This window comes from Streptomyces sp. DSM 40750, from assembly GCF_024612035.1.
Lineage (GTDB): Bacteria > Actinomycetota > Actinomycetes > Streptomycetales > Streptomycetaceae > Streptomyces.
Genome location: NZ_CP102513.1, coordinates 9,201,725 through 9,216,911, shown reverse-complemented (window position 1 = coordinate 9,216,911; position 15,187 = coordinate 9,201,725). Strand labels below are relative to the sequence as shown.

The following is a 15,187-nucleotide window of genomic DNA, read 5'->3' as shown; positions in this document are numbered from 1 at the left end:
TACCTCCAGTCAAGGACCGTTCGCGCAGACTAACGTGACCGCCATGGCCCCGTCAGCGGCGTCTCGGCCATCCGGGGTGCCGCAACACACCTGAAACGGCGCGTCGCACACGAGCCCCGCCCGGCGAACCGGCCACGGAATCGGACAGGGATTCGGGCAGCGTTCGGCGGCGCCCGCTACCATGCGCGGCCATGAATGACGACGTGCGCAATATCGTCCTCGGCGTGATCGCGGCGGGGCTCAGTGCCTCGCTGGGCTGGTTCGTCCGGACGTACCTGTGGAAGCGGAAGCTCCGCCGCAAGCAGACGTTCTTCGGGCTCCCCGACAACTCCGAGTCCCTGCTGGTGGTCAGCCGCGATCCCGCCACCGCGAATCTGGCGGTGCACCGCTTCGACGTGTTCGCGCTGCTGGAACTCTCCGCGCTGATCAAGGACTGCGGCGCGCACGCGCAGATCATCACCCAGGACGCCGCCCACCAGGGCTTCGGCGAACGCACCGAGTTCTGCGTGGGCGGGCCCGGCTCCAACCGCCGCATGGCCGCCCACATAGCGGCCATGCTGCCGGGCATACGCTTCAACCTCGACCCCGAACCCGGCCCCGACCGGGCCGCCCTGCACGTCGGCAGCGAGCGCTACCGCCTGGAACCCGGCGTCACCGAGCACGTGATCCTCGCCCGGCTCACCACGGGTCAGCCGGACCAGGCCCGGCCCGTCTTCCTCTTCTGCGGCCAGCGCGCGATCACCAACCAGGCAGCCACCCGCTATCTCGCCCGCAACCACGAGCGTCTGCACCGCAAGTACGGCACCAGCACCTTCGTCCTCCTCCTGAAAGTCGTCAACTCCCAGGCGTACGGCCCCGATGTGGTCGAACTCGTCTCGGACGTCACCCGGGCGGCCCAGGCCCCGGCACCATCCGGCCCCGCCCAGATCTCGCACCGCGCTTCATAGCCCACGGCGACTGTTACCGTCACGTAACTTACCGAGGAGTTACCTCTGGTAAGGGAGTCCGGTTACCGTCGGGTCACTTTGCACTTACACGAGTGAGGAGTGACCCATGAGACACCCGCACGGCACCACATCGCGTACGGCCAGGGCTCTGCGTACGAGCGCCGCCGGCGCCGTCTCGGCCGCCCTGGTCGCCGGCACGGCCCTGGGCCTCGCCCCCGCCGCACAGGCGGCGTCCGGCACCACAAGCACCCCCACCACCCGCTTCGTCGACATCAAGGGCCACGGCGGCACGGTCCTCAAGGCCAACGTCGTCGCCCCGGCGGACGCCTCCCGCACGTACCCGCTCCTCGTGCTGCCCACGAGCTGGGGTCTCCCCCAGGTCGAATACCTGGCCCAGGCGCAGCAGCTCGCCAACGCCGGTTACGTCGTGGTCAGTTACAACGTCCGCGGCTTCTGGGAGTCCGGCGGATACATAGAGGTGGCGGGACCACCCGACATAGCCGACGCCTCCAAGGTGATCGACTGGGCCCTAGCCAACACCCCGGCCGACGCCGCACACATCGGCATGGCGGGGCTGTCGTACGGCGCGGGCATCAGTCTGCTCACCGCCGCGCACGACAAGCGCGTCAAGGCGGTCGCCGCGCTGAGCGGCTGGGCGGACCTGATCGACTCGATCTACGGCGGGCGCACCCAGCACCTCCAGGCGGCCGCCCTGCTGGACGGCGCCGGACGGATCACCGGCCGCCAGGGCCCCGAACTCCAGCAGATCTTCAAGGACTTCTACGCCTCCAACCTGGACAAGGAAGGGGACATGATCGCCTGGGGGGAGAAACGTTCCCCCGAGGCGTACCTGGACCAGCTCAACACCAACGGCACGGCGGTCATGCTCGCCAACGCCTGGGGCGACTCGATCTTCCCGCCCAACCAGTACGCCGACTTCTACGAGAAGCTCACCGGCCCGAGGCGGCTGGAGCTGCGCCCCGGCGACCACGCCACCACCGAGGTGACCGGCCTGTTCGGGCTGCCCAACGACGTGTGGACGGACACCCAACGCTGGTTCGACCGCTACCTCAAGGGCACGGCCAACGGCATCGACCGCGAGCAGCCCGTCCAGCTCAAGTCCCGTACGGGCGGCGCCTTCGAGGGCTATCCGGACTGGAAGTCGGTCACCGCGACCCGCAAGAAGATCTCTCTCACGAGCGGCACCACGATCCGCGCGAACGTCGACTCGGGCGCGAACGGCGGCGTCGTCTTCCTGTCCAGCATCCTGGACCAGGTGGCCCAACTCCCGCCCGTGGCCTCGATTCCGCTGCTGCCGCGCCGCTGGGCGGCCGTGTGGCGGTCGGAGAAGTACGCGACGGCGCAGTCCGTGCGCGGCACCGCCAAGCTGCACACCACGGTCACGGCCACCAAGGAGAGCGGCACCCTCGTCGCGTACCTGTACGACGTGGGCCCGCTCGGCCTCGGCAAGCTGGTCAGCCACGCGCCGTACACCTTCCACGGCGAGACGCCCGGCAAGCCGTTCGGCGTGGACCTGGAGTTGCTCTCCACGGCCTACGACATTCCGGCGGGCCACCGTCTCGCCCTGGTCGTCGACACGGTCGACCCGCTCTACATCGAGCACAACCCGACCGGCGCGCAGCTGACCTTCTCCTCGCCGCCGAACGACCCGTCGTACGTGTCGATCCCGCTGCGCAAGCAGTGATCTCCGGCTGCCGCCGGGCGGGCCTGGCCCCTGGCTACTGCGCGCCTGGCAGCAGCGTTTCCGTTTTGGCCGGGGTGGCGTCCACGGCCTCGCTCACCCCAAGTGGATGAACCGCTCATCGTAGTCGAGGCCCGCGCCCGGTCCAGCGGCGGTGGTCAGTGCTTGAGGATCTTGGAGAGGAAGTCCTTGGCACGGTCGCTCTCCGGGTTGGTGAAGAACTCGTCCGGAGTGCGGTCCTCGACGATGCGGCCGTCCGCCATGAAGACCACACGGTTGGCGGCGGAACGGGCGAAGCCCATCTCATGGGTGACGACGACCATGGTCATGCCCTCGCGCGCCAACTGCTGCATGACTTCGAGGACTTCATTGATCATCTCCGGGTCGAGAGCCGAGGTCGGCTCGTCGAACAGCATGACCTTGGGGTCCATGGCGAGGGCGCGGGCGATGGCCACACGCTGCTGCTGGCCGCCGGAGAGCTGTGCCGGATACTTCGGCGCCTGGTCGGCGAGGCCGACACGGTCGAGGAGTTCGCGGGAGCGCTTGTCGGCGTCCTCCTTCTTCCGTTTGCGCACCTTGACCTGACCGAGCGACACATTCTGCAGGACCGTCTTGTGCGCGAAGAGGTTGAAGGCCTGGAAGACCATCCCGACGTCCGCGCGGAGCGCCGCGAGTGGCTTGCCCTCGTCCGGCAGCGGCTGCCCGTCGATCTGGATCGTGCCGGAGTGAATCGGCTCCAGCCGGTTGATCGCCCTGCACAGGGTCGACTTTCCCGACCCCGAGGGGCCGATGACCACGACCACCTCCCCCCTGCCGACGGTGAGGTCGATGTCCTGCAGGACATGCAACTCGCCGTAGTACTTGTTCACGTCGTGCATCTCGATCAGCGGATCGACCGCCATGCCCTGCCCGCCCTACTCGCTCTCGGCCGTGTCGTGTCGCAGGTGCCGCAAACTATCCGTACGGAAGTGGCCTCTATACGCGACACGCACTGTCAAGGATTAGCCGTATTGTCAGGAATCGGCCGTGCCGAAATCGGCGCCGACGACGATCACCCCTCCGCGACCTCGGCGTACAGCTGGGAGAGTTCCGGTGCGCCGCTGGCGGCCCACTCCTGGCCGGCCTCGACCACGTCGATCTCACGGCCGGATGCCAGTCTTACCACGGGCTGCCCATTGGGCCAGATCTCCCAGCGGGCGCCGGGGACGGTCCGTACGACGACCGTGCCCAGGTAGAGCCCGGCGTCGTTCCCGAGCCAGGCCACGGTCTCCTCGTCGTCGCGCCAGCGCGGGACGAGCTGGTCGAGTGCTTCCAACGACATCGCGGAGTCATCGAGTTCGACTCCGGCCTGTGCGGCCTGGGCGCGCAGCAGTTCGCATTCGGAGAGGAGTTCGGCGAGTCCCTCGTGACCGTCGTCGTCACCGTCGCCGGCGGTGAACACCGCGACCCCGAACGCGGGGCCACGCCTCTTGCGCCAGTTGCCCAGGAAAGAGATGTTCATGCGGTCAGCGTGTCATTCGCACCGCCCTTCGCACCACAGGCGCGCGGGGTCCGCTTGTTCGCCGGGAGTTCGCCCGCAGTTCGTGCCCGCCTCATTGACGGGCCTCTGACGCCTCTTTAGCTTCGTGGCGCATCTGTCATCTCATCGTTGTACCCATGTCGCATGGGCATCGACGTCGCCATCATCGTCATCAACGAGCGGGAGGAGTCGCGCGTGCGCCGACGCGTCTGGGGAACGACCGTCGTACTGGTACTGCTGGCGACGGTCGCACCCATCGCCTCCGCACGGGCCGCCGGCGACGGGGCGCCGGAACCGGCTCCACTGGAACGCCTCTTCGACAACCGGGCGGTCAGCGACGACACACGGCCCGCCGAGGCCGACTTCGACGGCTCCGGCGGTTCCCTCTCGGCGATCGATCTGAAGGCCGCGGGGTGGACGCCCGGGCGCGCGCTGACCGTTCAGGGCGCCCGGCTGACCTGGCCGCGCCGCGCGGCGGGCGAGCCCGACAACGTACGCGCCGACGGCCAGTCCGTACGCGTACGAGGCCGGGGTGACGCCCTCGCCTTCCTCGTCGCCGGCACGGAGGGCACCGCCGTGACGGGCACCGGAACGGTCCGCTACGCGGGCGGCGCCCGCTCCTCGTACCGTCTGACCGCCCCGGACTGGCGCACCGGTCCGCTCGGCACCAAGGCCGTGGCCCTCCCCCACATCAACACGCCCGGCGGTCAACTCGCCGAGAAGGCACGGCTGTACGTCGTCACCGTGCCGCTCATCCGTGGCCGCGAGGTCGCTTCGGTGACCCTGCCGCGCAACCGGCACCTGCATGTGTTCGCCCTGTCGGTACGGCCCGAGTCGCAGGGCTGGACGGGCAGTTGGGCCGCCTCCACCTCCGGCTACACGGCCGTCGGCCCCTGGACCGACCGGACGCTGCGGCTCGTCGTCCACACCTCGGCGGGCGGGCCCCGGGTGCGGATCCGGCTCGACAACACCTTCGCGTCGGCGCCGGTACGGGTCGGGAGCGCGACGGTGGCCTTGCAGGCGGCGGGCGCGTCAGCCCTGAGCACGCCGGTGCCGCTGTCGTTCCGGGGTGCGGCAGGAACCGAGATCCCGGCGGGGGCACAGGCGTTCAGCGACCCGCTGGGCTTCGAGGTGCCGCCGGACACGAACCTGCTGGTGAGCTTCCATCTGCCGGGGACGATCACGGCCGCCCCCGTGCACCGGCTCGCCCGCCAGACCTCGTACGTGAGTGAGCCGGGCGACCACGCGGGCGACGGCTCGGCGGACGCGTACACCTCGACGCTCACGACCTGGCCGCTGCTGACCGGCGTGGACGTGGGCGGCGGGCCGGGATCGGTCGTGCTCCTCGGGGACTCGATCACCGACGGGGAGAGGTCGACGGTCGACGCGAACCGGCGGTGGCCGGATGTGCTCGCCGACCGGCTGCTGGGGCAGCGCGAGGTCCCGCACTACGGGGTCCTCAACCAGGGCATCTCGGCGAACCGAGTGGTCGCCGACCGCTACCCGGGCGACGGTGTCTCCACCGACACGGGCGGCGTGAGCGCCCTGCACCGCCTCGACCGTGACGTCCTCGCCCAGACCTCCGCCCGTACCGCCGTCGTCTTCCAGGGCGTCAACGACGTCCGCTGGGGCGCGACGGCGGACGACGTCATCGCCGGACTGCGGGAGATCGCCGCGCGGGGACACGAGCGCGGTCTGCGCGTGCTCGTGGCCACGATCGCGCCGTGCGAGGGCGAGGCCCGCTGCACGGCCGCCGCCGACGCCCAGCGGGTCGCGGTGAACGAGTGGATCCGGGGCAACGAGGATTTCGACGGGGTCCTCGACTTCGACCAGGTGCTGCGGGACCCCGAGCGCCCGGCCCGGATGCTTCCCGCATACGACAGCGGGGACCATCTGCATCCGGGGGACGCGGGGCTGGCGGCGTTGGCCGAGTCGGTGGACCTCAGTCTGCTGTGACCCCCTACACGTCCAGGTCCACCACGACCGGCGCGTGGTCCGACGCGCCCTTGCCCTTGCGCTCCTCGCGGTCCACGTACGAGTCCTTCACCGCCTTGGAGAACGCCTCGTTGCCGTAGACGAGGTCGATGCGCATGCCCCGGTTCTTCGGGAAGCAGAGCTGGCGGTAGTCCCAGTACGTGAAGGGGTGCTCGTACTTGAGGGGGCGGGGGACGACGTCGGAGAGGCCGGCCTCGCGGAGGGAGGCGAGGGCGGCACGCTCGGCGGGGGTGACGTGGGTGAGGCCCTCGAAGGCGGCGACGTCGTACACGTCGTCGTCCGTCGGGGCCACGTTGTAGTCGCCCATCACGGCGAAGGGGCGGCTGCCGGCCGCGTCACCGGCGACAGCGGCCCTGAGGGCCTCGAACCACTGGAGCTTGTACGCGTAGTGCGGGTGGTCGACCTCGCGGCCGTTCGGCACGTACACCGACCAGACGCGGACCGGGCCGCAGGTCGCGGAGAGGGCGCGGGGCTCCACGACGCCGTCGTAGCCGGGGTCGCCGGGCAGGCCCTTGACCACGTCCTCGATGCCGACGCGGGAGATCACCGCCACGCCGTTCCACCGGCCCGTCGCGTGCACCGCGGCCTCGTAGCCCGCTTCGCGGAGCGCGTCGAGCGGGAAGCCGTCCTCGGCGATCTTGGCTTCCTGGAGGCAGAGCACGTCCGTGCCGCTGCTCTCCAGCCAGGCCAGGAGCCTTGGGAGGCGGGCGGTGATCGAGTTCACGTTCCAGGTGGCGATGCGCATGCCTCACAACCTACCGGGCGGGTCTGACACCACCGGTCCCGCCCGGTCGTCCCTCAGACGTCCGCCGAGCTCCCGGGGGCGAGGCGCAGGTGTTCCGCGCCGCCCAGGGCGCCGATCTGGCGGTCGTAGATGGGGCGGGCGAGGTCGGTGAGGAGGGCGTCGTGGATGTCGTAGGCGCGCTGGGGCCTGACCTCGCGGACGTAGTCGATGACCTCGGAGATCTTGCTCCAGGGGGCCATGACGGGGAGCATCAGCGTCTCGACGGCGTGGTCGGGGACGGTGAGGGCGTCGCCGGGGTGGAAGACACGGCCGTCGTCGACGAGGTATCCGACGTTGGTGATGCGCGGGATGTCGGGGTGGATGACAGCATGGAGTTCGCCGTGGACCTGGACGTCGAAGCCCGCGGCGGTGAACGTGTCGCCGTGGCCGACGGTGTGCACACGGCCCGGGAAGGCGGCGGAGATCTTCTCGGCGACGGACCGCAGGGTCCAGATCTCGGCGGCCGGGTTGCCCTCCAGGGCCACCCGCAGCCGTCCTTCGTCGAAGTGGTCGGGATGCTCGTGCGTGACGAGGACGGCCTCCGCACCGATCGCGGCGTCCTCCTCGCTGAACCCGCCCGGGTCGATGACGAGCCTGCGTCCGTCCTTCTCCAGACGGACGCAGGCGTGCGACTTCTTGGTGAGCTTCATGGGTCCATCCTGCCTCCGGCCGCCGGCCACCGGATCACTCCTCGGGCGTGGTCTCCTCACGGATGACCTGCTGGGCCACCCGGAACGCGCTGTTCGCGGCCGGCACCCCGCAGTAGACGGCGGCCTGGAGGAGGACTTCCTTGATCTCGTTCGGGGTGAGGCCGTTACGGAGGGCGGCGCGGGTGTGGAAGGCGAGTTCGTCCAGGTGCCCGCCGGCGACGAGGGCGGTGAGCGTGACACAGCTGCGGGAGCGGCGGTCGAGGCCGGGCCGGTCCCAGATCTCGCCCCAGGCGTAGCGGGTGATGAACTCCTGGAAGTCGCCGGAGAACTCGTCCGCCGAGGCCAGCGCCCGGTCGACATGCGCGTCGCCGAGCACCTCACGGCGGACCTTGAGTCCGGCGTCGTACGGGTCCGGTCTTCCCGTCGCCTCGGGCTGGGCGGCGGCCGGGGCGATCTCCGCGACCGGCCCGGTCTGCGGCGGAACGGCGGCGAGGGCCGGCTTGACCGGGGCCGCCGGGATGGCGATCTGCCCGGTGGTGGAGTCGTAGGCGGGCTGCCAGGCCGTGGAGAAGTGGCGTACGAGCAGGTCGGTGACCGCGGCGGGCTGTTCGACCGGGACGAGGTGCGAGGCTCCGGGGACGACGGCGAGACGGGCGTCCGGGATGCCCGCGACGAGCGTACGGGCCTCGGCGGGGCCGGTGACCTGGTCGTCGGAGCCGACGAGGACGAGGGTGGGGACGCCGATACGGCCGAGTTCGGTGCGCACGTCGAACGAGGCGAGGGCCTCGCAGGCGGCGATGTAGCAGCCGGGGTCGGTGGTGCGGACCATCTGCACGGCCCACTCGGTGATCGCGGGCTGCGCCGCCGCGAACCCGGCGGTGAACCAGCGGTCCGGGGAGGTACGGGCGATGGGGTCGAGGCCGTTCGTCCGTACGATCACTCCGCGCTGACGGAACTCGTCGGCCGTGCCGAAGCGGGGCGAGGCGGCGATGAGCGCGAGCGAGGCGAGGCGCTCGGGGTGGCGCAGCGCGAGTTCAACGCCGACGGCGCCGCCGAGCGCGCAGCCGGCGTAGCCGAAGCGCTGCACGCCGACGGCGTCGAGCGTCGCCAGCAGCCGGGCGGCCAGCTCGGTGACCGAACCGCCGGGATACGCGGGCGCGCCGCCGTGGCCCGGCAGGTCGAAGCGGAAGATTCGCCACTGTTTGGCCAGTTCCGGGATCTGCCGGTCCCACATGTGCCAGGTCGTGCCGAGCGAGGGCCCGAGGATCAGGACCGGGGCGTCGTCCGGCCCGTCGAACCGGTACTGGAGGGCGGGGGTCTGCGTCTCACTCACCGCTCCACGCTAACGTCCCTTCCGTGGTGCTCGGTCCCAGGCCCCCGAATCCGACCGGGCGACTCCCGAACATCAGCGGGCAACTCTCACATCGTCTTCACCGGAGCGCAGGTCACGCCCGGTTCGGACGGCCGCCACGGATGCCGGACGACCGCATCGAACAAATATCCCCGCGTGTCGTGTACTGCGGGCGTTCGGCGCCGTGTACGGAGGGCGGCAGCTCGCGCCGCTGAACGACAGAAGCTCGATGTCGTCCGTCGCGTACCGAGGGCGGCAGCGAACCGCCGGTCCCGCAGAGGTTCGATGAGGTCGGGGTCGTCAGTCGTCGGTCGCTCCCAGGCCCGTCAGCGCGCCCACCGGGTCGAGGTCCGGTATGCCTCTCGGCCACCAGTCGTCGTGACCCGGTTCGGACTCGTAGGCGTACCAGAGGCCGTCGCGGCCGAGGCGGAGCTGGACGTGGCCGCGGGGGTGGGTGAGGTGGTTGCGCCAGGGGCGGAACGCCGGGAGGTCGGCGGCGAGGAGCAGGGGGCGGGCGCGGTCGAAACGGCCGGCCGGCGGGTCCCAGGGCTCCTCCAGGACAGCCAGCCCTTCGAGGCCGCCCTGACGCCAGGCCGCGACCGCGCGGGCCAGGTCGGCCGGGGTGCGTCCGGTGGCTGCGGCCAGGGACGAGTACAGGGCGCGGGTCGTGGCGGTGAGACCGGAGCCGGGGCGGGCGGCCGCGAGCCGCACCGCGTCCTGCCACAGCGTCAGTTCGGCCAGCGGGTCGCGTCCCGTGGTGAGCAGCGCGTGCGCGCGGGCGGCCGCGTCGGTGGCCAACTGGTCCAGCGCGAACGGGTCCGGACCGCCGGGCGCGCCCGGGTACACCGGCGGCTGTTCCGGATGCCGAGGCGGGGGCAGCGGGGTGGGCAGCGGTGGGAGGGTGCGCGGGGCGAGGGCGTCCCGGGCGCGAACACCCGGAAGCGGTGCGGGCTCCTGCTCCTGAGCGGCACGTGCCGCACGGGCCGCGTTGCGCCGCGACAACGCGTCGAGCAACTCCCGCTCGCCCCGCCCCCGCAGAAGCAGCAGTACGAACGGGTCCTCGTCCAGCAGCCGTGCCGTCTGGTAGCAGAGCGCGGCCGCATGCTTGCAGGGATGCCCGAAGTCCGGGCAACTGCAACGGGGTTCGAGCTCCCCGGGTCCGGGCAACAGCCGCACGCCACGTCCGGCACGGGGTGAGGGCGCGGCTCCGGAACCGGGTCCGGCTCCGGAACCGGTTCCGATCCCCGGTCCGGCTTCGGAGCCGACTTCGGGTCCGGGTCCGGGTCCGGAACCCACTGCGGGTCCTGGTCCGGGTCCGGGTCCGGCGAGCGCTTGTGGCATTTCCTTGTCCAGCAGGGCCGCGATGTGCCCCGGCTGCTCCGCCGCCGCGTCCAGGAAACGGTCCCATTCGCCTTCGTCCAGCGTGCGCAGGCGGACCTGCACCCGGTACGGACGAGGCCTGCTCCCGTGCACATACGCAAGCACCAGCCCCGGCGTGACGGTGATCGCGTCCACGTGACCCTTGTCGGCGTACGCCCGCCCACGCGCCAATCGCGCCGCGTCCAACGCGCCCTCTTCCAGAGCCGCCACCCACGCATTGCCCCACCAAGTCTCCGCGAACGCCTCCCCGGTCGAGGGACGCGGCGGGAAGGGGCGGAAGGTACGCCGCAGTTCACCGTCTCGGGAGGGGGCGGCCATGGTGCGGGGGACGTGGGGGGTTGTGGGGGTGTCCGGCGGCCGGGGCGTGACGGGCAGGTTGGTGTCTGGCTGCGGGATGTGGGAGGGGCTGCCGCCGGGGGATGCTGGTGGGGCCTGGCGGTCGGCTCCGGAACCGGGGGCAGGCTCGTGATCGGGGGCAGGCTCGGGACTGAGGGCAGGCTCGGGACTGAGGGCAGGCTCGGGACTGAGGGCGGCCGAGGAACGCTCCCGCCGCGCGGAGGGTCCGCCTGCGGCCGGGGACGGCTCCTGCGCGGTGTCGCCGTGAATGGCGGGGTCATGCGGCGCGCGGTCGTCGGGCGCGCGATCGTCAGGCGCGCGATCGTCAGGCGCGCGATCGTCAGGCGCGCGATCGTCGGGCGCGCGATCGTCGGGCGCGCGGTCGTGGGGAGCCGCCGCATCGCCGCCACCGTCCCACTGGGTATCCGTGCCTTCGCCGGCGGCCGCGTCGGCGTCCGGTCCCTCTGAGGGCAACTTGAAGGCACCGGCCAGCAGTTCGTGTACGTCGCGGGCCCGATTCCTGGAAGTCCGATCTCCGGGGGCGCCCCCTGAGGCCCACTCTCCGGGGACGTCTCCGGAGGCCCAGCCACCCTGGGCCTCTCCCCCGTCTCCCAGGGCACTTCCTGATGCCTGACTGCCCGTTCCCCGGTTGCCCCCGGCCCCACCTCGGGTCCCCCGCGCCTCCGGCAGCCGGTCCGGCGACAGAGCGGCGGCGCGCCGCGAGGCCCGGCCTCCCCTGCCCGCGGCCTCGCCACGAGCACCCTCCGCCTCGGCACGAGCCCGCTCAGCCGCATCGCGTGCGGCCCGCAACGCCTCCCGGGCAATGTCGCCAGGGCGGGCACCGGACTTGGTTCCCTCATCTGGCCAGGCACCAGAACCGGGCCCCTCACCGAGCGGGGAGACTCCCGGCTCAGCGAGAACACGCTCCGTTGCCTGCCCGCGAGGAGCACTCCGCGTCACCGACTCGGCATCATCCCGCCCCGCCGACGACTCGGCGTCCCCCTCCTGCCGCGCCGACTCGGCAGCGCCCCGCTCCCCCGCCGTCTGCCCAAGACCGGCCGCCCGGGATTCGGCAGCCCTCCGCAACGCCTCCCGCGCCACGTCGCCCGGGCGGGCAGCCGCCCGGGTCCCGGACGCCGCCTCCGGCCTCGCAACGCCGACACCCGGCGCGGAACCCGAACCCCGTTGATCAACGACCTCGGCCCCGTGCCTGTCCCGCCCCCGAGCCGCCCGCAAAGCCCGGCGGGCCGCATCGGCGGGCCGTGGCCCGGCCCCTGAGTCCGGCCCGTCCGGCTCTCCCCTGGGGAGTGGCCGGTCGGCGGAGACGACCTGCTCCTCCGCACCGGGGTCTGACCACGCCCCACGACCACCGGAGCCGGCTCCGTCCGCGTCCCCCAGGCCTCCCGCCGCTACCTCGTCGGGCAGTGAAATCCCGTCGGTCTCCCCCTGATGGCGCGGCTGCTCCTCGGCATCCCGCTCCGCAGGTCGCGCGTCGTCCACCCCGGCCTCACGCCCGAGCCACATGTCCTCCCCGGCGCGACCCTCCACACCCCCCGGCGTCCCCTCTGCCCCACTCACGCCGACCTCCGCAACGACACCAAGTCGGTCAGCTCACGGGCCGTCAGCTCCGTCAGGGCCGCCTCGCCCGAGCCGAGGATGGCGTCGGAGAGGGCCCGCTTGGATTCCAGCATTTCGGCGATGCGGTCCTCGATGGTTCCCTCGGTGATGAGGCGGTGGACCTGGACGGGCTGGGTCTGGCCGATGCGGTAGGCGCGGTCGGTGGCCTGTTCCTCGACGGCGGGGTTCCACCAGCGGTCGAAGTGGACGACATGGCCGGCGCGGGTGAGGTTCAGGCCGGTGCCCGCGGCCTTGAGGGACAGGACGAGTACCGGTGTCGCCCCGCTCTGGAAGCGGTCCACCATGTGTTCGCGGTCCTTGACGGGCGTACCGCCGTGCAGCAGCTCGACCGGGACGGCGCGGGCGGCGAGGTGCGCGGTGATCAGACGGGCCATGCCGACGTACTGGGTGAAGACCAGCGCGGAGCCGTCCTCGGAGAGCAACGTGTCCAACAGCTCGTCCAGCAGGGCGAGTTTGCCGGAGCGGGCGGCGAGGCGGTCTCCGACGGCGGCTCCGGCCTCCTCCTTCAGATACAGCGCCGGGTGATCGCAGATCTGCTTCAGCGCGCCCAGGAGTTTCAGGACCAGGCCCCGGCGGGCGATGCCGTCCGCCGTCTCGATGGCCAGCATCGACTCGCGTACGACGGCCTCGTAGAGGGCGGCCTGTTCGCGGGTGAGGGGGACGGGGTGGTCGGTCTCGGTCTTGGGCGGGAGTTCGGGGACGATGCCCGGGTCGGACTTCTTGCGGCGGAGGAGGAAGGGGCGGACCAGGCGGGCGAGGCGGGTCACCGCCTCCTCGTCCTCGCCGTTCTCCACGGCGCGGGCGTGGCGGGCGCGGAAGGACTTCAGGGGGCCGAGGAGCCCCGGGGTCGTCCAGTCGAGCAGGGCCCAGAGTTCGGAGAGGTTGTTCTCGACCGGGGTGCCGGTGAGTGCCACGCGCGCGGGGGTCGGGATCGTGCGCAGGGCCTTCGCCGTCGCCGAGTAGGGGTTCTTGACGTGCTGGGCCTCGTCGGCGACGACCATGCCCCACTCCTGCTGGGCGAGGAGCGGGGCCGTCGAGCGCATGGTGCCGTAGGTGGTGAGGACGAAGCCGCCGTCGAGGTCGTCCAGGGTGCGGTCGGGGCCGTGGAAGCGGCGTACGGGCACGCCGGGGGCGAAACGGGTGATCTCCCGCTGCCAGTTGCCCAGCAGGGAGGCGGGGCAGACGACCAGCGTGGTTTCGGGGCGGGCCCGGCGCAGGTGCAGGGCGATGACCGTGATCGTCTTGCCGAGGCCCATGTCGTCGGCGAGGCAGCCGCCGAGGCCGAGGGAGGTCATGAGATCCAGCCAGGCCAGGCCCCGGAGTTGGTAGTCGCGGAGGGTGGCCGAAAGGCCGGGCGGCGGTTCCACCGCGCCGATCCCCGCCGTCAGGCGGTCCCGTAGAGCCGCCAGCGCGCCCACCGGCACCGCATCCACCGTCTCGCCGTCGACCTCGGCGGTGCCGGTGAGGGCCACGGACAGGGCGTCCACGGGGTCCAGCAGGCCCAGTTCGCGTTTGCGGGCCTTGCGGACGAGGGCCGGGTCGACGAGGACCCACTGGTCGCGGAGGCGGACGATCGGGCGGTGGGCCTCGGCGAGGGTGTCCATCTCGGCCTCGGTGAGCGGGTCGCCGCCGAGCGCCAACTGCCAGCGGAAGCGCAGCAGTTCCTCGCTCTCGAAGAAGCCGGTGCCGTCCGTGGCGGATCCGGGCGCGGGGCTCACCTCGGCCCGTGCGCTCAGGTCGTGGGCCAGGTCCCGGGGCCAGTGCACAGCGACGCCGGCCGCGCCGAGCCGGGTCGCGGCGACGCCCAGCAGATCGGACAGCTCGTCCTCGGAGAGGGCGAGGACGTCGGGCACGTCCTGCTCGGAGAGCCGGTCCAGGGGCGGCCAGACGCGGGCCGCGCGTCGTACGGCGAGGGCGGCGTCCACGCGCGCGCGGGGTCCGAACGCCGCGTCCGCGTCGCCCGCCCACAGCGCCGCCGCGTCGACGACGAGCGTGGGGTCGGCGAGGCTGTGCACCTGGACGACGGCCGCGCCCGCGCGGGGAGCGCCTTCGCTGTCGTCGAAGAGGTCGTACGCCGACAGGTCGAGGCGCAGGGAGACGCGTACGCCCGCGTCCATGCCCGCGGCGACCTCGGCCGCCCAGTCGCGTGCGTGCGGCAGTCGCTGCCCGGTGTTCGCCGCGAACGGTTTCCCGGAGACGTACGGCGCCGCCGGGCCGCGCGGCAGTGTGTCGGCGACCGCGTCCAGGAAGGACCGCATCAGCGCTTCCGGTTCGGGCAGCCGCAGCGGGCCCTTGCCGGGCAGCGGCACGGCGTGGCCCTCGTACGGCAGTGCCGCGGCGACGGCTCGGAGGTGCGCGATGTCGTCCGGGTCGAGTGGTCCCGCCCGCCACGCGTCGTACCCCTCGGGGGTCAGTCCGGGCAGCAGCCGCCCCCGGGCGACCAGGCGCAGCGCGTGCAGTGCGGCCGCACCCCAGCAGGCCGTGGCGGGGTGGGCGGCGGGGGCGCGCCGGGCGCGGGTGAGCAGGGGCAGGGCTTCGGCGACCGGCAGGCACACGGCGGGGGCGGTGCCTCTGCGGGCTCCGGAGCCGTGCCGTCGTACGACCGTGAGGTCCTCGGTGTCTCCCGGCGGCGGCTCCGCGCCCTCGGGGTCCCAGAAGGCGAACCGGCCGTGGCGGGGCAGCGGCGCGGGCAGGAAGACGGCGGCCAGCCGGACGGGGACGACCGTCCGCGCGAGGACGGCCGTGTCGGCCTCGGGAACAGCCATGTCCCGCATATGTCCGGTCACCTCCCGCCCTTCCGTCGGATGAGCCGTCTCCGGCTCCGATCAGCTGTCTCCGACTCTACGGGCGGGGTCCGACAATCGGCCTCGACGACCGTGCACGGA

General features: G+C 72.3%; 10 protein-coding genes. 3 read left to right on the top strand and 7 right to left on the bottom strand.

Going from position 1 to position 15,187, the window contains the following annotated elements; translation table 11 throughout:
- Nucleotides 1-191 precede the first annotated feature (191 nt).
- Both JIX55_RS40390 and JIX55_RS40385 read left to right on the top strand, forming a co-directional pair.
- A complete protein-coding gene (locus tag JIX55_RS40390) occupies nt 192-947 on the top strand; it encodes a hypothetical protein (RefSeq protein ID WP_257568164.1) in 756 nt (251 codons plus the stop codon).
- Nucleotides 948-1,053: 106 nt separating this feature from the next.
- On the top strand, nt 1,054-2,652 hold the full coding sequence (locus JIX55_RS40385; protein WP_257568163.1) for an alpha/beta fold hydrolase: 1,599 nt from the start codon (nt 1,054-1,056) through the stop codon (nt 2,650-2,652).
- Nucleotides 2,653-2,807: 155 nt separating this feature from the next.
- Here JIX55_RS40385 and JIX55_RS40380 read toward each other — a convergent pair whose 3' ends face one another.
- The gene (locus JIX55_RS40380) at nt 2,808-3,551 is read right to left on the bottom strand and encodes an amino acid ABC transporter ATP-binding protein (RefSeq protein ID WP_257568162.1); all 744 of its coding nucleotides are present in this window, start codon (nt 3,549-3,551) and stop codon (nt 2,808-2,810) included.
- A 149-nt stretch (nt 3,552-3,700) separates the two neighbouring features.
- Nucleotides 3,701-4,150: a DUF6278 family protein gene (locus tag JIX55_RS40375; RefSeq protein ID WP_257568161.1), complete on the bottom strand. Its 450-nt coding sequence runs from the start codon at nt 4,148-4,150 to the stop codon at nt 3,701-3,703.
- A 162-nt stretch (nt 4,151-4,312) separates the two neighbouring features.
- Here JIX55_RS40375 and JIX55_RS40370 point away from each other — a divergent pair, with 162 nt between their 5' ends.
- Entirely contained in the window at nt 4,313-6,124 is a 1,812-nt protein-coding gene (locus JIX55_RS40370) for an SGNH/GDSL hydrolase family protein (protein WP_257568160.1), read from the top strand.
- A gap of 4 nt (nt 6,125-6,128) precedes the next feature.
- On the opposite strand, the gene JIX55_RS40365 is transcribed toward JIX55_RS40370, so the two are convergent.
- The 5 genes from JIX55_RS40365 to JIX55_RS40345 all read right to left on the bottom strand — a co-directional run bounded on the left by JIX55_RS40365 (nt 6,129) and on the right by JIX55_RS40345 (nt 15,076).
- Nucleotides 6,129-6,908, bottom strand: a complete 780-nt coding sequence (locus tag JIX55_RS40365; RefSeq protein ID WP_257568159.1) for an exodeoxyribonuclease III — start codon at nt 6,906-6,908, stop codon at nt 6,129-6,131.
- A gap of 53 nt (nt 6,909-6,961) precedes the next feature.
- The gene (locus JIX55_RS40360; RefSeq protein WP_257568158.1) at nt 6,962-7,597 is read right to left on the bottom strand and encodes an MBL fold metallo-hydrolase; all 636 of its coding nucleotides are present in this window, start codon (nt 7,595-7,597) and stop codon (nt 6,962-6,964) included.
- Nucleotides 7,598-7,631: 34 nt separating this feature from the next.
- Entirely contained in the window at nt 7,632-8,930 is a 1,299-nt protein-coding gene (pcaDC, locus tag JIX55_RS40355) for a bifunctional 3-oxoadipate enol-lactonase/4-carboxymuconolactone decarboxylase PcaDC (protein WP_257568157.1), read from the bottom strand.
- Between the two features lie 318 nt (nt 8,931-9,248).
- On the bottom strand, nt 9,249-11,159 hold the full coding sequence (locus JIX55_RS40350; protein WP_443046746.1) for an SWIM zinc finger family protein: 1,911 nt from the start codon (nt 11,157-11,159) through the stop codon (nt 9,249-9,251).
- 1,079 nt (nt 11,160-12,238) lie between these two features.
- Complete coding sequence (locus tag JIX55_RS40345; protein ID WP_257568156.1) at nt 12,239-15,076, bottom strand: DEAD/DEAH box helicase; 2,838 nt, start codon at nt 15,074-15,076, stop codon at nt 12,239-12,241.
- Between the last annotated feature and the right edge of the window lie 111 nt (nt 15,077-15,187).

Bases quoted from the DNA above. Each gene is read 5' to 3' on its own strand.
- JIX55_RS40390 (WP_257568164.1), top strand. From the start codon at position 192: ATGAATGACGACGTGCGCAATATCGTCCTCGGCGTGATCGCGGCGGGG.
- JIX55_RS40385 (WP_257568163.1), top strand. From the start codon at position 1,054: ATGAGACACCCGCACGGCACCACATCGCGTACGGCCAGGGCTCTGCGT.
- JIX55_RS40380 (WP_257568162.1), bottom strand. From the start codon at position 3,551: ATGGCGGTCGATCCGCTGATCGAGATGCACGACGTGAACAAGTACTAC.
- JIX55_RS40375 (WP_257568161.1), bottom strand. From the start codon at position 4,150: ATGAACATCTCTTTCCTGGGCAACTGGCGCAAGAGGCGTGGCCCCGCG.
- JIX55_RS40370 (WP_257568160.1), top strand. From the start codon at position 4,313: ATGGGCATCGACGTCGCCATCATCGTCATCAACGAGCGGGAGGAGTCG.
- JIX55_RS40365 (WP_257568159.1), bottom strand. From the start codon at position 6,908: ATGCGCATCGCCACCTGGAACGTGAACTCGATCACCGCCCGCCTCCCA.
- JIX55_RS40360 (WP_257568158.1), bottom strand. From the start codon at position 7,597: ATGAAGCTCACCAAGAAGTCGCACGCCTGCGTCCGTCTGGAGAAGGAC.
- JIX55_RS40345 (WP_257568156.1), bottom strand. From the start codon at position 15,076: ATGCGGGACATGGCTGTTCCCGAGGCCGACACGGCCGTCCTCGCGCGG.